The organism is Rhizobium binxianense (assembly GCF_028994275.1).
GTDB classification, from domain to species: Bacteria; Pseudomonadota; Alphaproteobacteria; order Rhizobiales; family Rhizobiaceae; genus Rhizobium; species Rhizobium binxianense.
On sequence record NZ_CP118713.1, the window covers coordinates 718,382 to 741,422 of the forward strand.

Here is a 23,041-nt window from a genome sequence, read left to right on the forward strand (position 1 = left end):
CGTCCGGCAGTGAAATCACCTCGGGCGAGTTTCGGCTCTCAACTTTTCCAAATCGGGCATCTCCGATCCGAGAGCCTTGCCGAGCGCTTCGACACCGTTATGAGGGAGCCTCAGGAGACCATTGCAGATGGCTTCTTTCCATGCATCCCCTCGATCCCACGCTTCCGCCCAGGCATCTGTCAGCTCGGAATCGTGGCGTGTCTCGACAAGGGCTTGGAAAAGCAAGGACGCTTGCGCGAGGTCTTTGTCCGCCTTTACGCGTCCTAGAGTGTCTGTGAGCCTTCTGGAGGATACGATGAGCTTATGGACTGCATATCGCTCGGGAGCGGGAACGAGGATGTTGACACCCTCGCGGAAGAGAAGCACCGTGCGGACAGGCTCGTAGATCAGATAGTCCAGGAAGCGCAGGTTTTCCGCCGACGCACCGCCGAGGGCAGGCATCGGAGAGGGTTTGCCCGTATAGTCATCCGATCCCCGGTTTCCCGTCAGGAATTCCACCCGATAGCCCTTGGCGTTCTGAAAGGCGACAATCTTGGCCTTGTCTGCCGCATGGGGAACGGCCCGGAATTCGGGATCGACCGACTGGAGGACTTCGAGAACTGGAGGCAGGCTGTCCTGGACACTTGCGGAAATAGCAAAGTCCTGCGCGAAGTCCGCGTCGCCGGTCTGCATGGCAGATGAGGGCAGGCGAACGCCGAGCATCCCAGCATAGGTGCTGAATGCCACCGACCCGATCAGGACTGCACGCAGACGGAATAAACCCGCATCCGCGAGGGCTTTCGTGATGTCGCCCGCGAAATTATCCGGACCCGGGAGGCCGGCACGACGGAGCGTGCTTACCATACGCCTTCGCTCCCGGATGTTATCCTTGATCTCCTTGTGGGCCTTCACCCGCGCTGTGATCGCTATGTCGCTCTGCGGACCGACATAGCTTCGCTTGTCCTTGCCTTCGGGAGTGGGGAGATCGAAATACCAGTAATCACGGCCTTTCACGGTGACGGTCACAAACCACCCTTCCAGCGGGAAGTCCGCCAGAAACTGTCCGTCCAACGTCCGCTGCGCCAGTTCCGCGAACATCGTCCTATAGCTGATGTCGATCTCTTTCATCATTGGCAGTTCGTCCTTTTCGTGGGCGGCGTCCCGTCGGCGGCAAGTTCGGACATCGCTTTGTCGAACCGGCCTTTCTCCGCTTGGCGAAGTTCCTCGTCACTCATCTCATAGCGGCGTTATAAGTATCTGCCAAAACCTTATAACTCCCTTTGACCTTGTCAATCATCGCCCGTTATAAGTTTCTGCCAAGACCTTATAACGGGCTGTCCCGAAATGCGTCAGCAAGCCTCGATCAGCCGCGGGCATGGATCCCAGGCTCGAGGCCTGGGATGACGGAGGGTGGGACTGCACGTCGAGTCGCGGAGGATGATGAAATGCCGGCGGCGAAATCAGAAAGCGCAATCTCCCCCGGACTTGGCCCGAGGACCCAGGCGATCTCGATTGAGCATTCTGCTCTGAGGGCCGTCAATCCGTCTTCGGCTCGCCGGGGATCTCTCCGTAAGCTCTGAGAATGGCCTTGATCAGGCCCGGGAAGCGTTCGTCGAGCTCTGTGCAGCGGGTTTGATTGCGCATCTCCACGCCCTGGCGTTCGCTGACGATCAGCCCGGACTCGCGCAGCACCTTGAAATGGTTCGACAGTGATGACTTCGGAATGACGCGGTCGCCGAGTTCGGCAAGCGCAGAACAGGTGTTGCCGCAGGCGGCGCCGGCAAGCCGGGCGTAGATGGCGGCGCGTTCCGGATCGGACAGCGCATAGAGGATCGCCTCGGGCCGGATGTCCTCCAGGGCTGGATGAAAGAGCGGTCTCATGAATTTTATATAGCGTCCCTTGACATTAAGATCAACAGTTCCGAATTTCTGAACTACGGAACAAGGCCGTCAGCTTCGACGGCAGTCCGCCCCAGAAGGAATTGGATATGGCTAAGCTTACGGGAAAGGTCGCAGTGGTCACGGGGGCCTCGAAAGGCATCGGCGCCGCGATTGCCAAGGCTCTTGCGGCGGAAGGCGCGCAAGTGGTGGTGAATTACGCTTCGAGCAAGGCTGGAGCAGACGCGGTGGTCGAGGCGATCAACACGGCCGGCGGCAAGGCCATCGCCGTCCAGGGCGATGTTTCGAAGGCCGAGCAGGCACAGGGTCTGGTCGATGCCGCGGTCAAAGAATTCGGCAAGCTCGACGTGCTGGTCAACAACTCCGGCGTCTATGAATTCACCCCGATCGACGAGGTGACCGAGGAACAATACCGCCGCATGTTCGACGTCAATGTTCTCGGTGTTCTCCTGACCACCCAGGCCGCGGTCAAGCATCTCGGTGAGGGCGGCAGCGTCATCAACATCTCCTCGGTGGTCACCAGCCTGGCTCCGCCGACCTCGGCCGTCTACACCGGCACCAAGGGCGCCGTCGAGGGCATCAACAGCGTGCTCGCCAAGGAGCTCGGCCCGCGCAAGATCCGCGTCAACGCCATCTTGCCCGGGATCGTCGAGACCGAGGGCACCCACACCGCCGGCGTCATCGGCTCGGATTTCGAACAGACGATGGTCGCCCAGACGCCGCTCGGCCGCACCGGCCAGCCGGACGATATCGCCGGCGTCGCGGTCTTCCTCGCTTCCGACGATGCCCGCTGGCTGACCGGCGAACGCTTGGCCGCCAGCGGCGGTTTTCGCTGAGGTCGGTTCGGCTTTCTAAAGCACGACGCTCACCCCGCGCTCCGTCTTCCCAGAGCGGTTCAGCTTTCAACGGAAACGCCGAACCGCTCTGTTCTTTGTTTTTGCGCAATTCCCGGCAAAGGCGCTTCGCGCTTTGCCTGGGAAAACCGCTTCGCACTTTTCCTGGAACTGCTCCAGGGCTTGACCCGAGGATCCACTTGGGTTCGATCGGCTGCGGTCATGGATTCCAGGCTCAAGGCCTGGAATGACGGAGGTTGGAGGTGGCTTTCGCCGAACACGCCGCCGGCGCAGCCGCATGGGGCCAAACACGTCACTCGCCTTGGCGTGCCGATCCCAGGCGTTGCCTCCCAGCACGACCCGGAAACCGCTCCATCCCTGACGGGATTTAGAGCCCGTTTCCTTGCAGCGCTTCCACGAAACGGATCACGTCACCGACCATTCTATCGTTCAAGATATCGTTGTGACCCGCACCGTCATAGATCAACATCGTCTTGGGCTCGGATGCGATGCGGTACAACGCCTGCCCTGAAGAAAGCGGGACGCTATCATCAAGCCGGCCGTGGAGGAACAACTTCGGTTGTCTGACTTTGGTTATGTTGAGGTCCGAGCGAAAGGGATCCTTGAGAAGAATCTCGACCGGGAGGAACGGATAACGCGCCTGCGCAACCGACAGAACTGACAGGTACGGAGACACAAGAATGACGCCCACGGCCGGCCTCTTCCCGGCCGTATTGACAGCAACGCCAGTGCCGAGTGACCGGCCCAGCACGACGATCTCGCTTCTGGCGTGTGCCGAAAGCCAGTCGAACGCGGCGATGCCGTCTGTCAGCAGCCCCCGCTCGCTGGGCGAGCCGGTCGATCCGGGATAGCCGCGATAGGAAATCGCCAGCAATCCAATCCTCCGCGTGGCCAGCGCCTGTGCGAGAAACTCGTAATTGTTGACGCGGTCACCGTTTCCGAAAAAGAGGAGCACGCAGGGCTTGTCGCTGTTGCCCTGGCTGTACAGTCCCTGAAGCATCTCTCCATCGGGCGTCTTGACGTGAACCGTCTCGCCCCAACTCGCGGGCTCCGGAGCAGGCGTGGCGCCGGCTCCGGGATAAAGCAGGGCTCGCTGAGAAAGATAGACCAGACCCACCAGCGCCATGTAGGCGATGACCGCCATCAGCGGCAAGATCAGCAAGTACCTTGTAGCGCTCACGACAGAATGTACCCGCCGGTTTTGAAGTGTCCAGAACTCTTTGCAGCAACCGCGGCCCGCTGCGGCGTTGGTGTGCTCGGCGTAGCGGCAATATATGCCCAAAGCGTTCCTAGAGAGAAGAGGGTCGAGACATGGCGATCGTCCTCAACCTCGGCGGTCCTGCCATACAAGCTGACGCCGTCCTGTCGATCGCCAACACGGCCTGTTCGCCGCATGCGTGACACCGCGGGCTTCAGCATTGGTAGGCACCCCCCCCTCCGGCCTGCGGTCTGCACGCCTCGGGAAGAGGCTCTCTTGGGCCCCTGCAACGGTCATGCCCCGGGCGCCTGCTGGTCTTACCTCCAAGGAACAAAATCCCAATGGCGATGTTGATGTTGCGATAAAGCAAAAAACCATGGGAGGAACTCATGCGGAAATCTCTTCAGTTCATACTGGTCGGCCTGGCCGCCATGACCGGCTTGACGGTCTCGCCGACGATCGCGGCGGCGCAGGATCTGGAATTTCGGATCGGCCCCGGCGGCGTCGGTGTTTACGACCGGGATCGCGACCGGGACCGCTATGACGGATACCGCCGCGGGCCGCGTGGCTGCGATCCGCAAGATGCGCTCGACATCGCCCGCGGCGAAGGACTGCGACGGGTGCAGATCGTCCGCATGTCGCCGCGCCGCATCGTCGTCCAGGGGATGACGCGCCGGGGACCGGAGCAGATGAGCTTTGCCAACCGGCGCGGTTGCCCGGAAATCTGACTGGGTGTGTGGCAGGCTGGCCGGACCTTTGAGAGCCCGGCGCGGAACCTTTGGCCGCTCTGCACATTGCTGCCCATGCAGCACTCTGCTTGGGTCGCCTGCAGTCTTTAACACCATGGGAGGATTTCATCATGATGAGCGGTCAATTGAAGGCGCTTCTCGCCGTTCTCGCCGTTGCCGGCTACCAGAACAGAGACAAGATCGGGGAACTCCTGCGCGGCATCCAGAACCCGCAGCGGGCCGGTCCCGGTGGCGGCCAGCAGCCGGGCGGGCTCGGCGGCATCCTCGGCGGATTGGGCGGCTCGGGCGGTCTTGGCGGGCTTCTCGGCGGATTGACCTCTGGCGGCATCGTCAGCGGTGGTCTCGGCGATCTCTTGAAGACCTTTCAGCAGAATGGCCACGGCGACAAGATCGACTCTTGGGTCAAGCCCGGCCAGAATGCCGAGATCAATGACGGCCAGCTCGCCGAAGCCCTCGGCCCGGATGTTTTGAACGAAATCGCACAAAATACCGGCCTTTCGCGTGAGGAAATCCTGGGGCGACTGAGCCGCGATCTCCCTAAGGCCGTCGACGACCTCACCCCGGAGGGCAAGCTGCCGACCGCCGAAGATGATTTTTTGTCGTCGGCGAGCAATTCCACCACGTCGGCGCGGCCGAGCAGTATCTAGCCGAGAGGCATCTGGACTTGCGATAGGCGCGCGCGACCAGACCGGCGCGCGTCACCACCCCTTCATGGGCCACACGCGGCGGGTTGGCGCCTACGGCTTGCATGGATTCCCACGCTTAAGGCCTGGAATGACGGAGGCTGGGGGTGGTTCTGCCCAAACTTCCCCGCCGGCGCTCCATCCTCCGCAGCTCACCCGGCTTCAGTTCGAGAGGTATTTTCGCAGGAAGAGGCGCACGCTGCGGATCGACTTTTCTGCGGCGTCTGGATTGTATTTTTCGATATGACCCAACACCCTTCTTCCCACCTTGAATTCCGGGGCATCGAAATCGTGGTAAGTGCCCTTGTAGATATTGAGCTCGATCGGCGGGCCGGTGTCGCTCAGGCGGGCAAGCCTCTGCCGGCAACGTTCAGCCTGGCTCCAATTGTCTCGATCGCCACTCAAGATCAGGATCGGCACCGTCGCATCGCCCTGACTTGCCGCGCAGACCGGATAGTAGGCAACCGCTGCCCTGAATTTGTGGTCCATCAGCTGTTCGTTGCCTTCGATTTTCGTTCCCTCCAGCGTCGCGGTGCCGCCCGCCGAAAAGCCCATCAAGGCGACGCGCCTGATATCGACAAAGTTTTGTTTCGATAAAAAATTCAAAGCGCCATAGGCGTCGAAGACGCGATCGGGGAGAGTGGTTTGACACGTGTCCTGGATGTTGCGGGTGGTGAAGCTGTCGACGACGAGCACGGCGTAGCCCCATGCGACCAGCCGTTTCGGCCAAAGCTCCTTGACGCTCAACCGCATGCCCTCGCATCCATGCAGGAGGACGACGGCCGGGAAGGGGCCATCACCCTCCGGGCGGGATAAATATCCGAGCAACGGCGTGCCCTGCGGCTGGGAAAGAATTTCTCCCTGTTCTCTTGCCTTGCTGATTCGAAAGGGGCTGAGCTTGACCGGTGCGCTTTCGAAGTGAACCAGCTCGTCGGCATCGGCCGGGTTTCCGGCGAGCGTGACGGCGAGAAACGCGGCAAGGCAAAGAAAAAGTCCGTAGACGGTGGTTTTCACAGACTCCTCCACCGGTGATCGACAGCCTGTTGACAGTATATTCCTCGTTCACGCTGGATGATATCGCTTGTCGCCTCAATCCAGGCATGAACGCGCTTGGTTTTTCCGATTTCAGGGAAGGGGCGTCGTCTTGCCTTCTCCGGCATAAGTCCTAAGGTGCCGGTGGGTTCGATGGCGATGGTTTGGGGAGGTCAAGTGCGTTTTCTGGCAGCGTTGGTGATTGCGATCCTGATGAGTGGGGATGGGGTGGCCGCGTGCCCTCTCAATGACACCTTGAAGCTTTGCGTGCTGAATGGTCAAAGCCTGGCTGCCCTGCAAAGCGGAATTGATAGAGGCGATTGGACCGTCGACAAGCCTTCTCCCATCGTCAATCCAACTCCTGAGCCTCGAACCGGCGGCGGGACCTACGAGATGCCGAATGGGCTGCAGTTCCACTTCCGTTTTCAGGAATATCGAAGCCTGTTCTCTGCTACCTGCGAGCTCAATTATTTCGGCGTCCTGGCGGACGATCGTTCGGCGGATTTGCGCTGTTCGAGCGCCGAGTTCGAAGCCTTCGAAGCGGGCCTTTCGGCAGCCTCGGTGGGTTCAGTAACGACTGACCGCAAGGAAAGCGGCACGGCCTATCTGATCGAAGGCAAGAACACGTGGATGAAGGTCGTCGTTGTCGGCAAGCGGAACGACCTGTTGAACACCTGGGTCGAGACGTCAGTCCTGACGCGGCCATAGGATAAGCGCGCGGGTCAGCCTTGATCACCCTACCATTGTGATTTGCCACGAACTCACCTCTTGCTCCGTCATCGCCTTCGAATTGCTCGTGTCAGGGGCGTGGATTCCAGGCTCAAGGCCTGGAATGACGGGGGTTGAGGGGAACTTCCGCATATCGCTGCCGGCTCGGAAATCGATCGAAGTTAGCGCTTGATCACCCCCGGGCAGGTCGGTTACCACTGCCGTAAGTCCAAGCTGCGAGATTTGAATCTAAAGGTGATGTCGACGGTCAAGGTCGGCGCCGCCGTTCGAACTTATGCGCTGTTCGCGAAGGCTTGCGAACCGGTCAGCGTCTGAGCCGCCACTGCAGATTGCCACGGAGCTTACCCCTTGCTCCGTCATCCCAGGGCTTGACCCTGGGATCCATGTCCGCTGCTGGTGGAAGCAAGGTGGATCCCAGGCTCAAGGCCTGGGATGACGGAGGGTGGGGTGTGCGTTTTGCCAAATCCCTCGTCGGTGCAGGTAGAGCAATTTGGCGCCATTGCGTCGGCCAGGTTCGATTTCGAACTGGCGCGAGAGCCGAAATCAGCTCTTGATCACCCCCTGGCGGGTCGGTTACGACTACCGTAAATCCAAGTTGCGAGATTTGAATCCAGGGGATGTTGGCCAAGTTGGCGCCGTTCTCAGGTCGTATGCGCCATTCGCTAAGGCTTCCGAGCTGGCCAGCGTCACTGAGCCACCACCGTGGATTTGCCACAGCGCTCACCCCTTGCTCCGTCCTCCTCGGGCTTGACCCGAGGATCCACCTTGGTCTCCAGCAGCAGTAGGCATGGATCCCAGGCTCAAGGCCTGGGATGACGGAGGGTGGGGAGCGTGTTTTGCCAAATCCGTCGTCGGTGCAGGGTAGAGCAATCTGACGCCCAATTTTAAACTGGCGCGAGAGCCAAAATCAGTTCTTGATCACCCCCTGGCAGATCATTTATCACTACCGCAAATCCAAGCTGCGAAATTTGAATCCGTAAGGATGGCGACCACGTCGGCGCCGCCCGGTCGATGCGCCATTCGTCTAGGTTTGTGAACCGGGCAGCGTCGTTGCGCGGCTGCCGTGGATTTGCCACAGCGCTCACCCCTTGCTCCGTCCTCCTCGGGCTTGACCCGAGGATCCACCTTGGCCTCCATCAGCGGCGGCACGGATCCCAGGCTCAAGGCCTGGGATGACGGAGGTTGGAGGGCCGTTTTCCACAAGACGCCCACTGTCAGCGTCATGCGGCCGTGTCGGCAGGACATCCACCCCTCACATGGAGAACTGCAATGGACCCTTCGATTGCTCCGGCCTCGCGGGCCGCCGCGGCGACGCCGAACGATAGCGCCATTGTCGGTGCGTGTGCTCTCCATATCGGCACGACGGGTGATGTGGCCATTGCGCCGCGTCGCGACATGGATCCGGTCGTCTTCAGAAACGTGCCGGCCGGGACGATCCTGCCGGTTCATGCGGCGATCGTGGCGCTGACCGGGACCACGGCATCCAACATCATTGCGCTGTTCTGAGCCTTTCCACCCCATGGGCAGGCCGAGCAAGTTCACCCAGGCGCTGGCGGAGAAAATCTGCGAGCGCATCGCCGACAGGGAAAGCCTGCGGTCGATCTGCCGGGATGAGGAGATGCCGGCGAAATCGACGGTGCTCTCCTGGCTCGCCGATGAAGGCAAGGCGGCGTTTCGGGCGCGTTATGCGCTGGCGCGCGAGATCTTGGCCGACGACCGCAGCAATGACTGGATTGAGAAGAAGAACGCCGCCGGCGAAACCACCGGCTGGCAGGAGAATGGCGAGGCGATAAGGCGGTCGCAGCTGCGCATCGCCACCCGGCAATGGGTCGCCGAGAAGCTGAAACCGAAGAAATACGGCGCCAAGGTCGAGCCCGAACAGAGCGTGACCGGCGAAGTCTCGCAACTGCTGGAAGATATCAATGGTCGGACGCGCGGACTTCCAAACGGCGGTTGACCAGTTTTCCGACTGGCGCTGGCGGCTGAACAATCTCTACTGGATCACCGACAAGGCGGGCAAACGCGTCAGGTTCGAGATGAACTGGACGCAGATGACGTTTTTCGAGCAGATGCATTATTTGAATGTGCTGCTGAAAGCCCGCCAGCTCGGTCTCACCACCTTCATCCAGATCTTCATGCTCGATGCCTGCGTCTTCAACCGGGATATCAGGGCCGGCACCATCGCCCATACGCTGGGCGACGTGCAGACGATCTTCCGGGACAAGATCAAATATCCCTATGACAATCTGCCGGATGCTATCCGCAACGCCGTGCCTGTCGTCAGGGCCAACCAGACCGAACTGCTGCTCGCCAATAATTCCAGCATCCGTGTCGGCACCTCGCTGCGCTCGGGAACGCTGCAATATCTGCAATTTCCGAATACGGGAAGCTTTGCGCCAAATATCCCGAGAAGGCGAGGGAAGTCCGCACCGGTGCCTTGAATACGGTGCAGGCCGGCCAGCTGGTCTTCGTCGAAAGCACGGCGGAAGGCCAGGAAGGGCATTTTTATTCGCTCTGCGAGGATTCGCAGGTCAAGCAGCGCCAGGCGCTGGAGCTGACCGAGCTGGATTTCAAGTTCCATTTCTTCCCCTGGTGGAAGGAGCCGCAATATGCGATCGCGCCTCAAGGCGTCATCATCACCGATGCTTTCGCAAAGTATTTCCGCAATCTGGCCGACCAGGGCATCACGCTCACCGACGGGCAGAAGGCCTGGTACGTCAAGAAGGCCGAAACCCAGCTCGGCGACATGAAGCGCGAATATCCCTCGACGCCGGCCGAAGCGTTCGAGGCGAGCGTCGAGGGCGCCTATTATGCCGATCAGATGGCGGTGGCCGACGCCGAGGAGCGCATCGGGGTTTTCCCGCATGTCGAAGGCTATCCCGTCCACACCATCTCCGACATCGGCATGGACGATACCAACAGCGTCTGGCTGTTTCAGGTGCTGCCCGGCCGGGTCAGGATGATCGGCTATTTCGAGCATACCGGCACCGGCATGGACGGCATGCTCGACGAGCTGGCGCGGCGTGGCGCCGAGCATGGCTATGTCTACGGCGTGCACAACATGCCGCATGACATCAAGGTCAGGGAATGGACGCGCGGCGGCATGACCCGCATCGAAGTGATGCTGAAAGAGGTCAAGGCGCGCGGTCTCGGCACGGTCCGCAAGGTCGAGCGCGCCTATGTCCACGACCGCATCAACGGCACGCGGCGGATTCTGGCAAAGGTCGAATTCGATCAGGCCGGCTGCATCGACGGCATCAAGTGCCTCAGGAACTACCGCAAGGACTGGGACGAGGATCTGAGCGTCTTCCACGACGAGCCGCTGCACAACTGGGCCTCGCACGGCGCCGACGCTTTCGGGGGGCTGGCGATCATCTTCACCGGACTGGCGCCCGAACCGTTGAAGCCCGAGCCCAAGGCGCTGCCGACCTTCCAGACGATGACCTTCAACGAATTTGCCGATTCCACCCCGAGACAGAGTGAGCGTGTTTGATGGAAGACGAAATAACGGCTTCAGAGGGCCGGCAACGCTGGGATCCAGCAAAGGTCGGCGGCCCACTGGCAGCAGGAGCTCGAGCGCGCCCAGCGCTATTTCAAGTCCTGGCATGACCGCTGCGTCAAGATCGAGAAGATCTATCTCGATCAGCAGTCGGACCAGACGAGCGCGGCCAAGCGCCGGTTTCCGATGCTTTGGGCCAATACTTCGGTGCTGCAGCCGGCCGTTTATGCCCGCGTGCCGCAGCCGGTGGTCGAGCGCCGCTTCAAGGATGCGCAGCCGGTGGCGCGCATCGCCTCCGAGCTCGTCGAACGCAACCTCGCCTATACAGGCGACGAAGCCGATATCGACTCCATCATGCGGGCGGTGCGCGACGATTTCCTGCTGTGTGCCCGCGGCACGGTGTGGCTGCGCTACGAGGCCGATTTCGAGCCGCTCGACATGGGCGTCGAGCCTTCCGCCCCGCCGGCAGGCCAGAGCCTTGCCGCGCCCGGCGGCGTCTTGGGCGTCGGGGAAATGGGCGCCATGGGCGGCGCTCTGCCCGAGGTGATCGCCGACGAGCGTGTCTGCATCGATTAAGTCCACTGGTCGGATTTCCTGCATTCGCCGGCGCGGCGCTGGAAGGATGTCACCTGGGTGGCGCGGCGCGTGCCGATGACCGACGAGGAGATGGAGAAACGTTTCGGCCGCGAGGCGATGACATCGCCGGCGGCAGGAGGTGCTTCCGGCAAAAAGGGCGAAAGCCAGGCGGAGCGCGCCGAGAATGAGGGCAAGACCCATATCTGGGAGATCTGGTGCAAAAGCGAGAATTATACCGTCTGGATCGCCGACGGCGCGCCGGTGGCGCTCGAAGTCTCGGAGCCGCCGCTCGATCTCACCCATTTCTGGCCGTGCCCGCGCCCGGCCTATGGCACGATGTCGACGAGCTCGCTGATCCCGGTTCCCGACTATGTCTATTATCAGCAGCAATGCGACGAGATCGACCTGCTGACCAAGCGCATCAACAAGCTGACCGATCAGCTGCGCCAGGCGCTCGACCGCGCCAATGCCCGCCAGCGGCGCAGCGCGCAATTTTATGACGACCTCACCAGCAGATTTGGACCACGGCGATAATGAATGCCATCTCGCTTGCCCTTGTTAATCCGATCGGCGGAACTGATCCAGCGCCGCCGCCATGGGTGGCGGATGCCAACCGCTATATGCCGGCCGCCACCGGCACCCGCTGGCCGGCCGCTTCACGCAGACTTACACGGCCGGCCTCAACTACCAGTGCTCGAAGCCGTTCTTCGGCTCTCCGGACTATCCTACCAATGATTTCCTCATTCCCTTCGTCGGCTTTGGCTGCAGCGAGGGAAATCTCGCGCCGCAAGAGACGATCTTGCCGAACGCCGACATCGCCAGTCCGGCCGCCGCAACGACAACAGCGCCACGGCAAGTGGTCAAACGCCAAGCTAGGCCTGGTCGACCGCGTCAAGACGCGCTATGGGGCCAGCATCCATGTCGTCGGCGCCACCATCATTCCGACCATGACCGGCTCGTCGGACTGTCGCGGGCTATACCGTTCCCGCCTTGTGGACAACCACGTTGACGACGGTGAACAACACCATCGAGGCGAGCTCTCGTTACGCCAAGGTCGTTGAGCAGCTGCTTGCGTTTACGGCGGCCGCCGATCCGACGAAGTCGGCGGCCGCCGAGATGTTTCCCCTTAGGAACGTCATTGGCCATCCCGGCAACCAGGACGGCGTGACCACATGGGACACTTTCAAGCTGCCGGCGTCGGTGCCGGACGGCACCCGTATCATGTTCGAATATCAGCCTGGCCTATGGACGTCGAGAAACACCTATGGCCGCGTCGACAACGGCGACGGGACCGCCGACTACAAAATGCAGGAAATCTTCGCAACCAACGTCCAGGATAATGCCGCGCTGCTTGCCCATGGCATGAATCTCGACAGCACGTCTTATGTCCATCCGACCTTGCAAGGGTGGCTGCGATTTGTCAGCCGCCTGTCGCAAGCCGAGAAGCTGAAATTCTATCCCTAATTCAGAGGCATCAGCATGAACGCATCCGAATTCGACCCGCGCCTGCATCAACAAATGGGGGAACTCCTTGCCGAGGTCCGCAATCTCCGTGACGCCTTCCGGCAGTCAGAGATAAAATCGGATAACAGCCGGTCGCAGATGCACGGCCGGCTGGATTTGCTCGTCGACCGGGTCGCCAAGGTCGAAGGCACCGTCTCGGCCGTGCAAGAGGATATCTCGGAAATGCGGCCGGTGACCGACGACGTGCGCAGATGGAAACTGATGGGGCTTGGTGCTCTCGGGATCGTCGGGGTCGGCGGCACAGCCCTCGGTGTCAGCCTCGCCGGCGTGTTCGACCAGGTGATGAAGTACCTGCACCGGTGAAGAGCTTTTACCGGCATTGACGATCCCGGATGCCGTCGATGACAAGTGAACTCAGAGATTCACAATAGGCAGGGGGCCTCGTCGCCGCGGGATTTCCCTTGCTGCCTGCTCCCAACCGGACCTTCTAAATTTTAGCATTTGCTAACGAACAAATCCCCGCCCTGCTGGTTCTCCTCTCAGGAGGAAACAGTCATGAAGAGCATGAACGATCGCCAAGTTCGCATTCCCGGTCCGCGGGAGCATGATGTTGCAGAACATTGCCGCAAGTTCGGAATCGGTCCGGCGGAGGAGAAGAAGCTGAAGAAACTTCTCGGGTCCCACGCGCCGCTTCATGAGATCCGGGCCAATGCTCCGCCGCGCCAGCCGCGCTGGCGTTAGCGGCGGCGGCGCTTGACTTGGGATCATTCACGCCGCGTTACGGCGATGATTTAAAGATTGAGCGGACGGAGCAAAGACCCGCGAAGGTGAGGGACAGAAATCCTGTTGCCGGACTTGCGAGGTGACCGATCTCCGGCTTACGTCGCTCGTACCAGCAGAAAACCCCGCTCCGGCGGGGTTTTGTCGACACGATGATGGAGGTCTCTCTTTTTTCAGGCGCCGGGGGCATACCAGTCTAACGATTGGAATATAACGGGAACAATTCTTGCTTGTTGCTTCGGCAGAGAGGCCCGAACGCCGGCTCATTTTCAGCCCCGCACCCGCGGGAACTTCCGACAAGGACCGGCGTTGTGGCCGACGGACCGTGCAGCAGGCTTCGTCTCCTGTGCCATTGCTGCTACCCCTGCAGTTGCTGTGCGGTCCACTGGCCATCTGCGATTTCAGATGCGATTGCGCCAGACTGCGCGCCCGCCGCCGCCTCGACGCAATGGGCGAGCCGGAAAGAGAACAGGATGACTTTAGGCCGGCCCGGCCTAAAATCATCCTGCTCTATGAAACAGTGAGAGCACGATCTCGTAGTTCTAATGCCGCTGCCGCGACAGCATGAGAATGTAGTCGTCGGCGATATCGGCAACCACCATGGCGGCTTCCGCAGGCTGATATCCCTTGCAGACCGCGTCACTGACGATTTTCATGACGGCCGATTCAAGCGCTTCCCGGCAGTCGGACAGACTGTCGGCATGCGGGCATTTTGCCCGAAATTCCAACACGTTGTTCATCGCACACCCTCCATTTGATCTTGCTCGGGCCCGATGCCTGGAAGCCGGCCTCTCCGATCGGAGGGCGGGCCAGGGGTTCCCGGCGAGCTGCTTCAGGAACCAGAAATGCTACCCTGGAGACAGGATGGCATAGGGCCCGATGTATTCAAGGGCATGCTGATATTAAGGTAAGCCAGTAGGGTTAATTCGTCCGCCGATGTTGCATCGTGGCATCGCAGCCAGCAGCAGGGGGCATCGGTTGGCGCGCGTCGCATCGAACTGAATTCGTGCGACGCGCTTCCGCTTCCCGTTCAGGCGCTGATGCGGCGGCCCGCCTTGTCTGCCTCTTTGCGATTGGTGCCATATTTTTCGACGATGTCCCTGGCATCCTCGTTGGAAATGCGGTGCTTCTTGGCGAAATAGATGACGTCGTAGGGGCCGTCGGTCGCGCCAGCTTTTTTCGTCTTGTCATTGGTCATGATTTTTCCTTTCACGGAAATCCTGGTCACGGAAATCCTGGCTCGGATTGGCTTCGTTCCGTATTACCGATGAGACCGGGCTATCGTATGTTTTTCCCAGATCTGCGTTGCCTGATCTGCGGTGGCGGTCTTGTGGAAGTGCAGCAGGTGAAATCCTTCCGCCCTTCGCTTTTCATCGAAGGCGCTGTTTTCGTAGTCGGAGCCTTCGACGATGCTCTCGCTGTGAAGAACGGCCTTCAGTTCCTCCACGAAGTGTCCGGTGATGTTGAAAAGCGCTTCGGTCTGAGGTGCCTGGTTCATCGTTTTCCCTATGGGTGGTCGCGTGCGATTAAACGCGCAATGCCGCTTCAGCAGCCGCGTTGGTAAAATGCATCAAGCAATCCGCGCCCCTATGGGAAGGCTGGTATCGGACAGCGCTCAGCCGGGTCTGTCTGGAGTTCCATATATCGTGCAGCAACGCCGCCCTGCGAATCGAAGGTAAGGCGCGGCCAATCTCAAGGCTGCACCTTAAACCACTTGCCTCCCCGACACCATGTCAATTGAGATGCCGAAGAATATGGACGGGCCGGCGTCTTCGCTTTCCGAGTTCAAGGCCAGCGATCCGGGTTCCCACCAAAACGGTTGCTTCTGCAGAAGAGACCAGGCGTGGATACGTTCGTCATGGCGGGACGGCGTATCGGTCAATTCATCGTAGATCCCCTGGACAAGAACGCTCTTCCAGGTGCCGTTCTCGCCGAATTCTTCAACCTGAACACAGGCCGGTGAGTTGGCCCGCATGAGATCGATCTTCAGGCCCGGCATGGAAAACATGAAAAGCCGATCTTTCTCATACGCATACTGGATCGGAACGATATAGGGATATTTGTCGCCCAGGCACGCCAAGTGGCCCCGGCTGTGGCCTGCCAGAAAGGCGAGGCAGTCTCGTTCAGCCATTTCTCGCAGTTGCATCGCGTTATCCAATCCCGTCAGCGTTACAGCCCTTTGATCGGCAGCAAACCGTCTTGGCTCGCCGCAATAACCTTGCAGCGCCTACCAAAAAATATCCTTGAAGATGATGTAGACGATAAAGGCCACACTGACTGCGGGTGTCAATTTCACCAGGAAGTCGATGTACCGGAACCTGCCGATAGACTGGGCCAGGCTTTTCCAAGAATGGATGCTTACCATGGAAGACATGATGTCCTCCTTCTGTTGGGGCTGGGGGTCTCTCACTACCCCGGAAGCAGCGCCCGTTCACAAACTGCCGCTATAGCAAATATGGGCGCCCATCAGTTTCACTACAAGGCGTGGGGGATTGCCGGTCCGGCAGAATGATCACACAACTGCGCACAATTGCACAGGGCGGCGCCGGCGTGCCAGGATGGTGGAGCGCGCCCGTACAAGATGGGGCCCTTACCTCAACCATCGCTTCGATCAATTTCAGGCGATCAAGTTTTCGCCGTTGATCGTCGTAGAGCCTGCCCAACAGCTCGTAGGCCAATCCTGAAGGTCTGCCTTTGAGCGACAGTTTTCTGATCACCATTTCCTGATCGGCAACGCGGTGCGCCGCTTTCACGATATGGCAGCGTGCCAGCTTCAGGTCTTTCGGGCGGAATCGTGTGGAAACCATAGGCTTTGCTCCCCTGTCTCAGCTCGCCGCGTTCCAGCGATTAGCGAAAGTCTTCGGCCTTGAGCGTGAAGTTGTTGCCGCGTCGATGCTGATAAGCTCTCGATGCGGCTTCCTGAATGGAAGCGCGCGCAGCATCGAAGGCATTCAGGTATTCGGCTTCGGAAGAATTCCGGGTGATCGCACCGCCGAGTGCAGCTTCTTCGACCAGAAACCTCACCTCGAACATACCATCATATCCGGTGAAACGGACAGCTTTTCTCGCTTCGTCGAAGCTCCGACTTCTGTTGGGAAAGATAAGTGCCATTGCGGTTGATCCTTGGAAGTGAGTGCGGCCGGCTGTTCTCAGTGGATGGTCTCGACGATGACCCGGTTATCAAGCAAAGCTTGTGATGTCTTGATCAAGTGCACCGTGCTGGTGATGACCTCGTCGGAATGAAGAGGGTCGGCGCGGGAAATTTCGTCGGTCATGTCCCGCAGAACCCGGTTAATTTCCGCGAGAGGCGGCAGGAATTCCACCAATCCGCCGGCGGCCAGCCCGTGGCTCAGACGCGCGATCGCCGCCCTCAGGTGATCTATGAGAGCACGTCTCTCCGAAACCGAAAGAGCCGACGGCTTTCTGAGGGTCGCTTCACCGTTGAACAGCATGATGCGTATCCTCCTCTCCCTAAAATGGGTTCCGCCACGGCGTTATCAATGGCTGCCGCCGAATGAGGTTGCGGTCGGACGACAAAGGGCGCAAGCTGATCTATCGGCGGGCACGACAAGGGCACCGCTGCTTGGGGCGTGAACCCTAGCCCCAACGAAGGAGGACTGTATGTCTTCCACACCTGATCCGTTTTTCGATGTCACCAATTTGAGAATGCTGGAGCGCATTCTTCGAAAGGCCGGCTTTCGCGGTGGCGAAACTTACGCGATCGATATCAGCGAGATCAGCGCGACAAGTTTTCTCATTCACTGTTTCCAAATGGGAATCGTCGATGAGGCCGCGCTGAAATCGGCTCTGAGAATGTATCTCGCAACCCAGTTGAGTTCGGGCCCGCTTCCTCCGGCGATCGACGACGCTTCTTTTGCGAGATGGCAGGATGATGGCGGCGCTCCGGCGAAGGCCTATCGCATTGCCCGGTATACGGCGCCGAGGCGTGCGAACGCATGGCAACGGCCGCTCGGTTACCGCTTTCCAAAAACCAGGCTGCCTGAGCGATAACCGGCGAACGCCGCCGAAGGTGGCAACGCAGCAGCGGTGACGACACAACGACAAGGATGAAGACATGTCCCGGAATCGCGCCGATCAGGACGGCGCCAGGAAAGGCGAAATCGTCGCCTCCGCCCAGAAGAGCGCAACGCCAAGCCCGACCGCAGACGATCTGATAACCCAGGCTCGTCGTGCCCGCTCCCCGTCAGCGGAGCAGGGGATAGATAGCGCCGATAGCCAAGCCTATGGTGTGGCGCGGACACACAAGGGGCCGTTCGACAATGCGACGGCCTTCAGCGATCCGATCTACGAGCATGATCTGCCGACGCGGCAGCAATTGGAGGCCGCCCAACGCAGCCAATCCGATGCGATAAAACAGCAAGAGGCAAACCGCCAAAGAGGCAGATCCCGCACTCGCGCAAAGAAGACGAAGCTGACATCCCCCTGAACAAGATAGGAAGCAGGAGCGGACGGCTTCCTGTATGGACTTCTTCGCTGACGGAGCCGAGCGCGGTTCGAAGGCGCTGCACTCCGGCCGGTCGAAAAGCCCGCTTTTACGGGCCTCTCCTTCCCAAGCGATCCGTCTCAGGCCGCGGCAAATGGCACGGCGACGAAGGTCTTGCTGCCGGACGCGGCCGCCTCAGGCCGCGGTGAATGGCACGGCGACGAAGGTCTTGCTGCCGTCGCGTTCGACGAGCAGCAGCACCGATTTGCGGCCTGATTTGCCTGCGTCGGCAATCGCGGTCTTGGCGTCGCGGGTGTTGTGGACCGGCCTGTCGTTGACCGAGACGATGACATCGCCCGGCTGGATGCCGGCGGCAGCCGCCGACTTATCCGGATTGACGCTGGCGACCACCGCACCGCTGACGGCGCGCGGCAGGTTGAGCTGCTGGCGCATGTCGGGCGTCAGATCGGCAAGGCCGATGCCGAGGCTCGGCTGGCCGCTGCTCTCGCCCTTGCTGTCGGGGCTTTCGACGGCGGCCTGTTTCTGGCCGTCCTCATTGCCGCCGACGGTGACATTGAGATCGATCGTCTTGCCGTCGCGCCAGACGCCGAGGGACTTTTGGGCCCCCGGCGAAAGGTCGGCCACCAGCCGCGACAGGTCCTTCGGCGTCTTGACGGTCTCGCCGCCGACCGATGTGATGATATCGCCCGGCTTCACGCCGGCATGCGCCGCCGGCGTATCGGCGGTGACGGCGGCAACCAGCGCGCCGCCTGTTTTATCGAGGCCGACGGCATCGGCGACATCCCGGGTGACCGGCTGGATCTGCACGCCGAGATAACCGTGATCGATCGAACCGTCCTTCTGCAGCTTGGCGACGATCGCCTTGGCCTCGTCGGAAGGAATGGCGAAACCGACGCCGACGCTGCCGCCGTTCGGCGAATAGATCGCGGTGTTGATGCCGACGACATTGCCGCTGCGGTCGACGAGCGGCCCGCCGGAATTGCCGTGGTTGATCGGCGCGTCGATCTGGATGAAGTCGTCATAGGGGCCGCTGTGCAGGTCGCGGCCGCGCGCCGAGACGATGCCCGCCGTCACCGTGGTGCCGATGCCGAAAGGATTGCCGATCGCCAGGATCTGGTCGCCGAGCTTCAGCCGGTCGGAATCGCCCCAGGCAATGGTCTGCAGCGGTTTCGGCGCCTCAATCTTGACGACGGCGACATCGGATTTCGGGTCGGTGCCGATCAGCTTGGCCGGCAGTTCGGTGCCGTCGTCGAGCGTCACCTTGATGTCGACGGCATTGTCGATGACATGGTTGTTGGTGACGATCACGCCGTCCGGGCTGATGATGAAGCCGGAGCCGAGCGCCATCGCCTGCTGCGAAGGCCGGTTTTTCGGCGCCTGGCGCGGCAGCGGGATGCCCTGATCCTCGAAGAACTGGCGGAACTGCTCGTCCATCGGCGAATCCTGCTCTCCGGCGCTGACATCGGTCGCCTTCATCGTCGTGGTGATGGTGACGACGGCAGGCTTGTCGGCGTCGACGATCGACGCGAAGGAGCCGCCGGCTGCGAGGACGCCGCCGGTATCCGAAGGTGCTGCAATGGCGTTGGAGGCGTTGATGGCGAACGGCAGGCATGCTGCGCCGGCGATGATGGCGGCCCCGACCAGGGCTGCGGCGCGATGTTTGCGGAGGATGCGTGACATGGTGATGGTCCTTGGATGGGCGCTTGCGGGAGCGTTGGCTTGGGATGGCGTCGGGTTTCCCCCCTGGACCTGGCGTCGGATGGCGTTTGGCGGCAATTCTCTCGTCGCAGCGCAGTCGTTGGGTGCGGCCGGGCGAAAAGAAGAATTCGCGCTCGGGATTCATATGATTGCGGCCCGCGGATTTACAAATTAAATATTGATCATGTTTATATTGCCGATTTGTAAGACATTACTGGAATTTAATCTTCGTTTCCGTTCGAAAGTAAATGCACCTCTTCCCGAAGGCGGTGATCCGGCCGCCCGGCACGCCCGTATGTCACGTCAGACGATCCAGCGGCTCTTCCCGCCGGTTAATTCCCAGATTCTGGTGCTAATTTAAAACGTTAGTAGACTCTAAATTATTTCTTCTTCAGAAAGTAAGGTGCCTCGAATCGAGGGCAGGTGAGTCTCGCAGGCAGTATTTGAGGGGCAATGACCAATTCAGTGGGGCCGGGGCGGAAGGCCAGGCGCGGCACGCAGGTGAAACTGAGCGATGTTGCGAAAAAGGTGGGCGTCAGCCCCATCACCATCTCGCGCGCGCTTCGCAATCCTCAGATCGTCTCGGAGGATCTTCGCGAGGTGATCCTGCGCACGGTCGGCGAGATGGGCTATATTCCCAATCTTGCTGCCCGGGCGCTGGCCGGCCGCCACAACGGCGTCGTCGGCGTCATCACCCCCGCCTTGCACCAGTACGGCTTCACCGGCCTGATGATCGGGATCGAGGAACGCTTCCGCGACACCGAATTCACCGTGCAATATTCCAATACGCTGCGCCATGCCGAGGGCGAGGCCGGCCTGCTGAAATCCTTCCTGACGCAGAAACCGGCCGGCGTCATCATCGTCGGCGCCGAATCCTATCGTAATCTTCTGCCGCTGATCGACAGCGCCGCCTGTCCGATCGCCCATATCACCGATCTCAGCCAGGAGCCGCAAACGCTGGTCGTCGGCCTCGATCACTATACGGCAGGCGTCGAACCCACCCGTTTCCTGTTGTCGAGGGGCTACAAGCGGATCGCTTTCATGGGCCGCGGCGCCGATGTCCGCTCGCGCCGCCGCATCGAAGGTTATGAGGCGGTGATGCGGGAAGCCGGGCATTTCGACCCCGATCTCATCATCGGCGGGGAGGCGGCAAGCCGCACCGGCCTCGGCAGGGAGCTGTTTTCCCGCCTGTTGCAGCGCGTGCCCGATGTCGATGCCGTCTTTGCCCAGAGCGACGAACTGGCGCTCGGCGTCCTCATCGAATGCAAGGAGCGCGGCATCCGCGTGCCGGAGGATCTCGGCGTCTGCGGTTTCAACGATCTGGAATTTTCGGCCTTCATCGAGCCGTCGCTGACGACGGTGCACATCCCGCGCTACGATATCGGCTACCGCGTCGCCGACATGCTGCTGCGCGCCGTCCGCGACGAGCCCCCCGACGAGGACAAGGCCGACCTCGGCTTCTCCATCATAGCGCGCGGTTCGACGCGGTAGCGCGGTACGATCTGCCGAATGAAATACCACTGAATTGTCGGCCATGCTCGAACTAGGCGCAGCCCAGATTATTCCCTATATGGAATGAATGAGCATCACTGTACTGAAAAATGGATAGCGCGGGACTGTCTCTCGGCAGAATGCGCACCTTTGTTCGTCGCCGAACGCGGTAACCTGTCGATGGTTGCAAGAGAGCTGGGTGTCGGTCAATCCACTTGTGACACGGCACCTCAATGAACTCATCCAGGATCGCGACGGCGCAAGTATCGTCCTCGAAGCCATTCTCTAACGCTGGGCTTGGTTCAGAAATCTCCCCGCCGATGGCTGGTGGACCAAAGCTAAGGCCTGGATTGCAAAAGGTCGTAAAGATCACCCTGCAAATCGTCAAATAAATCGATAAGACCAAGGGTTTAGAAGTCCTGCCCGTCGCTGCAAGTTATTACGTTTATTGAATTTTTTCCAAGTTAGACTCTTGGGCTGCTTGGAAGATGTATTAATCATTCTTAAGTACTATTGAATATGATTAATATTATGTTAACCTTAAACAGATCCGGGGGCGATCCAGCGCTTTCAAGGCGGAAATCCGAAAACATGAAGCTTTCGAAGATAATATCGCCAGATATGCCTGAATATAGGTTGAGAAGCGGTTCTCGCCTAAAGCAAACAATACTCTGTATGGTATTTGCAGTAATTGTTCCATTGACGTCAGCAGCGGAAGAGTTGCCTGCGCCCACGGAATCTGTCTCGGTTGTGACATCTGGTGAGACTTCGGCCCGGCAGCCTCAATTGTTGCGTGACGGTCTTCGCTCAGGCGATAAATTGAATCTCGCATTTTACGAAAGCTTGGCCTCCGTCGAAGATCGCTGGACGGGCTCACGGGGCACGGTTCCCTGGAACTTTTACCAGCGGCCCGAGCTCACGGGCGAATACGTCGTTGAAGCGGACGGAACGATTTCGCTTCCGCTTTTGGGACGCTTCCCGGTTCGAGGGCTTCCTCCGGCGGATGTGGAGGCGATAATTCTTCCTTCGTACGAAAGCTTGGTCGGCAGAAAGGGGTTCGTGAGTATCGGCAAGATTGAGCACCAGCCTGTTTATATTACCGGCCCGGTTCGTAATCCCGGCTCGTTTCGATATGTTGACGGCATGACTGTTCTGCATGCCGTTGCGCAAGCGGGTGGCATGGCGGCGAAGAGTATCGAGCCATGGCAGAGCGTGGAAATTACACGCCAGATCGAGCGGTTGAAGGCTGAGTTGGCCGATCTGAAGCGGCTTGCGTCGCGAACCGAGGTGCTCAGGGCGAAGCGCGATTCCGTGCAAATTGCCAGCATTGGGACACCTGTTCTTGGTCCCGATCCCGATGCCCAACGGTTGCTGGATGATGAGACATGGCAGCGCCAATTGGTAACGACGAGCAAGGATGCGCAGAGCAGTGCTTACGCACAATCTGTTGTCAATGCTCAGGCCGATCTCGATCTGCGTCAGGCACGCGTCGGCAATTATGACGCCACCATTCGGGTCCGTCAGGATCGGCTGGCAAGTATCGAGAATTTGGCCAAAAACAAACTTGTCACCAGCATTGAGTTGACCCGGGCTCAGAGCGAACTGACCGAGTCGGAAGATCGAAAGCAGCAAGCCGTCATCGATGTCGAGAGCGCAAAGCAACGGCTGGCGGCAGCGAAACAGGACGTTGAGCGCGATCGTATCGAACGCAAGATCGAGATCGAAAAGTCGGCAGCGGATGCCGAAAGAGGCCTATCCACGGCGTTGAAGACGACCGAGAGCGATCTTGAAATTTTTCGGTCCATGGTATCGTCGAATGATACCGCTGATGTTGAATTCGAAATCGTCCGGCCTGGACCGAATGGTGTCATCGTCGAACCTGCGACCGAAGAAACGGTCTTACAGCCTGGCGATCTGATCAAAGTACATTGAGGCTTAACCACAT

26 protein-coding genes and 3 pseudogenes are annotated in these 23,041 nt (G+C 60.0%); 16 read left to right on the top strand and 13 right to left on the bottom strand.

What is annotated here, in order from left to right:
* Positions 1 to 15 precede the first annotated feature (15 nt).
* Together PO860_RS03515 and PO860_RS03520 are read right to left on the bottom strand one after the other, a co-directional pair.
* Entirely contained in the window at positions 16 to 1,110 is a 1,095-nt protein-coding gene (locus PO860_RS03515) for a nucleotidyltransferase family protein (protein ID WP_275035632.1), read from the bottom strand.
* A gap of 405 nt (positions 1,111 to 1,515) precedes the next feature.
* Positions 1,516 to 1,860: an ArsR/SmtB family transcription factor gene (locus PO860_RS03520; protein ID WP_275038153.1), complete on the bottom strand. Its 345-nt coding sequence runs from the start codon at positions 1,858 to 1,860 to the stop codon at positions 1,516 to 1,518.
* A 107-nt stretch (positions 1,861 to 1,967) separates the two neighbouring features.
* Between PO860_RS03520 and PO860_RS03525 the strand changes: the two genes are divergently transcribed.
* Positions 1,968 to 2,714 carry a glucose 1-dehydrogenase gene (locus PO860_RS03525; protein ID WP_183606027.1) on the top strand — a complete coding sequence of 249 codons (747 nt, stop codon included), beginning with the start codon at positions 1,968 to 1,970 and terminating at the stop codon, positions 2,712 to 2,714.
* Positions 2,715 to 3,099: 385 nt separating this feature from the next.
* Here the strand turns inward: PO860_RS03525 and PO860_RS03530 are convergent, their stop codons facing one another.
* The gene (locus tag PO860_RS03530; protein ID WP_273883351.1) at positions 3,100 to 3,912 is read right to left on the bottom strand and encodes an alpha/beta hydrolase; all 813 of its coding nucleotides are present in this window, start codon (positions 3,910 to 3,912) and stop codon (positions 3,100 to 3,102) included.
* A gap of 407 nt (positions 3,913 to 4,319) precedes the next feature.
* On the opposite strand from PO860_RS03530, the gene PO860_RS03535 reads away from it, so the two are divergent.
* Together PO860_RS03535 and PO860_RS03540 are read left to right on the top strand one after the other, a co-directional pair.
* Complete coding sequence (locus PO860_RS03535) at positions 4,320 to 4,658, top strand: hypothetical protein (RefSeq protein ID WP_183606029.1); 339 nt, start codon at positions 4,320 to 4,322, stop codon at positions 4,656 to 4,658.
* A 131-nt stretch (positions 4,659 to 4,789) separates the two neighbouring features.
* Entirely contained in the window at positions 4,790 to 5,326 is a 537-nt protein-coding gene (locus tag PO860_RS03540) for a YidB family protein (RefSeq protein ID WP_272783142.1), read from the top strand.
* Between the two features lie 198 nt (positions 5,327 to 5,524).
* On the opposite strand, the gene PO860_RS03545 is transcribed toward PO860_RS03540, so the two are convergent.
* Positions 5,525 to 6,376 (bottom strand): dienelactone hydrolase family protein, encoded by an 852-nt coding sequence (locus PO860_RS03545; protein WP_272783143.1) that lies wholly within the window; start codon positions 6,374 to 6,376, stop codon positions 5,525 to 5,527.
* A gap of 171 nt (positions 6,377 to 6,547) precedes the next feature.
* Between PO860_RS03545 and PO860_RS03550 the strand changes: the two genes are divergently transcribed.
* The 8 genes and pseudogenes from PO860_RS03550 to PO860_RS03585 all read left to right on the top strand — a co-directional run bounded on the left by PO860_RS03550 (position 6,548) and on the right by PO860_RS03585 (position 13,403).
* Complete coding sequence (locus PO860_RS03550) at positions 6,548 to 7,102, top strand: hypothetical protein (RefSeq protein ID WP_246718191.1); 555 nt, start codon at positions 6,548 to 6,550, stop codon at positions 7,100 to 7,102.
* Positions 7,103 to 8,392: 1,290 nt separating this feature from the next.
* A complete protein-coding gene (locus PO860_RS03555; RefSeq protein WP_275034415.1) occupies positions 8,393 to 8,629 on the top strand; it encodes a spike base protein, RCAP_Rcc01079 family in 237 nt (78 codons plus the stop codon).
* A gap of 13 nt (positions 8,630 to 8,642) precedes the next feature.
* The gene (locus tag PO860_RS03560) at positions 8,643 to 9,080 is read left to right on the top strand and encodes a terminase small subunit-like protein (RefSeq protein ID WP_275038154.1); all 438 of its coding nucleotides are present in this window, start codon (positions 8,643 to 8,645) and stop codon (positions 9,078 to 9,080) included.
* A pseudogene (locus tag PO860_RS03565) lies at positions 9,046 to 10,616 on the top strand (terminase). The gene PO860_RS03560 and the pseudogene PO860_RS03565 overlap by 35 nt, the downstream one beginning before the upstream one ends.
* Positions 10,616 to 11,645 (top strand): annotated as a pseudogene (locus PO860_RS03570) (hypothetical protein); the annotation flags it as partial. The pseudogenes PO860_RS03565 and PO860_RS03570, both read left to right, overlap by 1 nt.
* Before the next feature lie 558 nt (positions 11,646 to 12,203).
* Positions 12,204 to 12,662: a hypothetical protein gene (locus tag PO860_RS03575; RefSeq protein ID WP_275038155.1), complete on the top strand. Its 459-nt coding sequence runs from the start codon at positions 12,204 to 12,206 to the stop codon at positions 12,660 to 12,662.
* A 15-nt stretch (positions 12,663 to 12,677) separates the two neighbouring features.
* Positions 12,678 to 13,025 carry a DUF1515 family protein gene (locus PO860_RS03580; RefSeq protein WP_183606060.1) on the top strand — a complete coding sequence of 116 codons (348 nt, stop codon included), beginning with the start codon at positions 12,678 to 12,680 and terminating at the stop codon, positions 13,023 to 13,025.
* A 192-nt stretch (positions 13,026 to 13,217) separates the two neighbouring features.
* The gene (locus PO860_RS03585) at positions 13,218 to 13,403 is read left to right on the top strand and encodes a hypothetical protein (protein WP_097619236.1); all 186 of its coding nucleotides are present in this window, start codon (positions 13,218 to 13,220) and stop codon (positions 13,401 to 13,403) included.
* Positions 13,404 to 13,984: 581 nt separating this feature from the next.
* Here the strand turns inward: PO860_RS03585 and PO860_RS03590 are convergent.
* The 8 genes from PO860_RS03590 to PO860_RS03625 form a co-directional block, all read right to left on the bottom strand.
* Entirely contained in the window at positions 13,985 to 14,182 is a 198-nt protein-coding gene (locus PO860_RS03590; RefSeq protein WP_183606061.1) for a hypothetical protein, read from the bottom strand.
* A 290-nt stretch (positions 14,183 to 14,472) separates the two neighbouring features.
* Entirely contained in the window at positions 14,473 to 14,640 is a 168-nt protein-coding gene (locus PO860_RS03595; protein WP_183606062.1) for a DUF3606 domain-containing protein, read from the bottom strand.
* Positions 14,641 to 14,703: 63 nt separating this feature from the next.
* Entirely contained in the window at positions 14,704 to 14,940 is a 237-nt protein-coding gene (locus PO860_RS03600; protein ID WP_275038156.1) for a hypothetical protein, read from the bottom strand.
* Positions 14,941 to 15,147: 207 nt separating this feature from the next.
* Positions 15,148 to 15,588, bottom strand: coding sequence for a pyridoxamine 5'-phosphate oxidase family protein (locus tag PO860_RS03605; RefSeq protein ID WP_273883328.1), 441 nt, complete (start codon positions 15,586 to 15,588; stop codon positions 15,148 to 15,150).
* 81 nt (positions 15,589 to 15,669) lie between these two features.
* The gene (locus PO860_RS03610) at positions 15,670 to 15,816 is read right to left on the bottom strand and encodes a hypothetical protein (RefSeq protein ID WP_183606065.1); all 147 of its coding nucleotides are present in this window, start codon (positions 15,814 to 15,816) and stop codon (positions 15,670 to 15,672) included.
* A 70-nt stretch (positions 15,817 to 15,886) separates the two neighbouring features.
* On the bottom strand, positions 15,887 to 16,249 hold the full coding sequence (locus PO860_RS03615) for a hypothetical protein (protein WP_275038157.1): 363 nt from the start codon (positions 16,247 to 16,249) through the stop codon (positions 15,887 to 15,889).
* A gap of 40 nt (positions 16,250 to 16,289) precedes the next feature.
* Positions 16,290 to 16,553, bottom strand: coding sequence for a DUF1488 family protein (locus PO860_RS03620; RefSeq protein WP_183606067.1), 264 nt, complete (start codon positions 16,551 to 16,553; stop codon positions 16,290 to 16,292).
* Between the two features lie 38 nt (positions 16,554 to 16,591).
* Positions 16,592 to 16,894 (bottom strand): hypothetical protein, encoded by a 303-nt coding sequence (locus PO860_RS03625; RefSeq protein WP_275038158.1) that lies wholly within the window; start codon positions 16,892 to 16,894, stop codon positions 16,592 to 16,594.
* Positions 16,895 to 17,063: 169 nt separating this feature from the next.
* On the opposite strand from PO860_RS03625, the gene PO860_RS03630 reads away from it, so the two are divergent.
* Both PO860_RS03630 and PO860_RS03635 read left to right on the top strand, forming a co-directional pair.
* Positions 17,064 to 17,453, top strand: a complete 390-nt coding sequence (locus PO860_RS03630; RefSeq protein ID WP_183606069.1) for a hypothetical protein — start codon at positions 17,064 to 17,066, stop codon at positions 17,451 to 17,453.
* 64 nt (positions 17,454 to 17,517) lie between these two features.
* Entirely contained in the window at positions 17,518 to 17,889 is a 372-nt protein-coding gene (locus tag PO860_RS03635) for a hypothetical protein (RefSeq protein WP_275038159.1), read from the top strand.
* Positions 17,890 to 18,081: 192 nt separating this feature from the next.
* Here the strand turns inward: PO860_RS03635 and PO860_RS03640 are convergent, their stop codons facing one another.
* The gene (locus PO860_RS03640; RefSeq protein ID WP_275038160.1) at positions 18,082 to 19,587 is read right to left on the bottom strand and encodes a DegQ family serine endoprotease; all 1,506 of its coding nucleotides are present in this window, start codon (positions 19,585 to 19,587) and stop codon (positions 18,082 to 18,084) included.
* 471 nt (positions 19,588 to 20,058) lie between these two features.
* On the opposite strand from PO860_RS03640, the gene PO860_RS03645 reads away from it, so the two are divergent.
* From PO860_RS03645 to PO860_RS03655, 3 genes and pseudogenes are all read left to right on the top strand, one after another.
* The gene (locus PO860_RS03645; RefSeq protein WP_275038161.1) at positions 20,059 to 21,096 is read left to right on the top strand and encodes a LacI family DNA-binding transcriptional regulator; all 1,038 of its coding nucleotides are present in this window, start codon (positions 20,059 to 20,061) and stop codon (positions 21,094 to 21,096) included.
* Positions 21,097 to 21,206: 110 nt separating this feature from the next.
* Positions 21,207 to 21,337: pseudogene (locus PO860_RS03650) on the top strand (LysR family transcriptional regulator); the annotation flags it as partial.
* A 434-nt stretch (positions 21,338 to 21,771) separates the two neighbouring features.
* A complete protein-coding gene (locus PO860_RS03655) occupies positions 21,772 to 23,028 on the top strand; it encodes a polysaccharide biosynthesis/export family protein (protein WP_275038162.1) in 1,257 nt (418 codons plus the stop codon).
* Positions 23,029 to 23,041: the final 13 nt, after the last annotated feature.

Excerpts from the sequence above, each read along its gene's own strand:
- PO860_RS03515 (WP_275035632.1), bottom strand. The coding sequence starts at position 1,110 with ATGATGAAAGAGATCGACATCAGCTATAGGACGATGTTCGCGGAACTG.
- PO860_RS03520 (WP_275038153.1), bottom strand. The coding sequence starts at position 1,860 with ATGAGACCGCTCTTTCATCCAGCCCTGGAGGACATCCGGCCCGAGGCG.
- PO860_RS03525 (WP_183606027.1), top strand. The coding sequence starts at position 1,968 with ATGGCTAAGCTTACGGGAAAGGTCGCAGTGGTCACGGGGGCCTCGAAA.
- PO860_RS03535 (WP_183606029.1), top strand. The coding sequence starts at position 4,320 with ATGCGGAAATCTCTTCAGTTCATACTGGTCGGCCTGGCCGCCATGACC.
- PO860_RS03540 (WP_272783142.1), top strand. The coding sequence starts at position 4,790 with ATGATGAGCGGTCAATTGAAGGCGCTTCTCGCCGTTCTCGCCGTTGCC.
- PO860_RS03550 (WP_246718191.1), top strand. The coding sequence starts at position 6,548 with ATGGCGATGGTTTGGGGAGGTCAAGTGCGTTTTCTGGCAGCGTTGGTG.
- PO860_RS03555 (WP_275034415.1), top strand. The coding sequence starts at position 8,393 with ATGGACCCTTCGATTGCTCCGGCCTCGCGGGCCGCCGCGGCGACGCCG.
- PO860_RS03560 (WP_275038154.1), top strand. The coding sequence starts at position 8,643 with ATGGGCAGGCCGAGCAAGTTCACCCAGGCGCTGGCGGAGAAAATCTGC.
- PO860_RS03580 (WP_183606060.1), top strand. The coding sequence starts at position 12,678 with ATGAACGCATCCGAATTCGACCCGCGCCTGCATCAACAAATGGGGGAA.
- PO860_RS03585 (WP_097619236.1), top strand. The coding sequence starts at position 13,218 with ATGAAGAGCATGAACGATCGCCAAGTTCGCATTCCCGGTCCGCGGGAG.
- PO860_RS03590 (WP_183606061.1), bottom strand. The coding sequence starts at position 14,182 with ATGAACAACGTGTTGGAATTTCGGGCAAAATGCCCGCATGCCGACAGT.
- PO860_RS03595 (WP_183606062.1), bottom strand. The coding sequence starts at position 14,640 with ATGACCAATGACAAGACGAAAAAAGCTGGCGCGACCGACGGCCCCTAC.
- PO860_RS03600 (WP_275038156.1), bottom strand. The coding sequence starts at position 14,940 with ATGAACCAGGCACCTCAGACCGAAGCGCTTTTCAACATCACCGGACAC.
- PO860_RS03605 (WP_273883328.1), bottom strand. The coding sequence starts at position 15,588 with ATGCAACTGCGAGAAATGGCTGAACGAGACTGCCTCGCCTTTCTGGCA.
- PO860_RS03610 (WP_183606065.1), bottom strand. The coding sequence starts at position 15,816 with ATGTCTTCCATGGTAAGCATCCATTCTTGGAAAAGCCTGGCCCAGTCT.
- PO860_RS03615 (WP_275038157.1), bottom strand. The coding sequence starts at position 16,249 with ATGGTTTCCACACGATTCCGCCCGAAAGACCTGAAGCTGGCACGCTGC.
- PO860_RS03620 (WP_183606067.1), bottom strand. The coding sequence starts at position 16,553 with ATGGCACTTATCTTTCCCAACAGAAGTCGGAGCTTCGACGAAGCGAGA.
- PO860_RS03625 (WP_275038158.1), bottom strand. The coding sequence starts at position 16,894 with ATGCTGTTCAACGGTGAAGCGACCCTCAGAAAGCCGTCGGCTCTTTCG.
- PO860_RS03630 (WP_183606069.1), top strand. The coding sequence starts at position 17,064 with ATGTCTTCCACACCTGATCCGTTTTTCGATGTCACCAATTTGAGAATG.
- PO860_RS03635 (WP_275038159.1), top strand. The coding sequence starts at position 17,518 with ATGTCCCGGAATCGCGCCGATCAGGACGGCGCCAGGAAAGGCGAAATC.
- PO860_RS03640 (WP_275038160.1), bottom strand. The coding sequence starts at position 19,587 with ATGTCACGCATCCTCCGCAAACATCGCGCCGCAGCCCTGGTCGGGGCC.
- PO860_RS03645 (WP_275038161.1), top strand. The coding sequence starts at position 20,059 with ATGACCAATTCAGTGGGGCCGGGGCGGAAGGCCAGGCGCGGCACGCAG.
- PO860_RS03655 (WP_275038162.1), top strand. The coding sequence starts at position 21,772 with ATGGTATTTGCAGTAATTGTTCCATTGACGTCAGCAGCGGAAGAGTTG.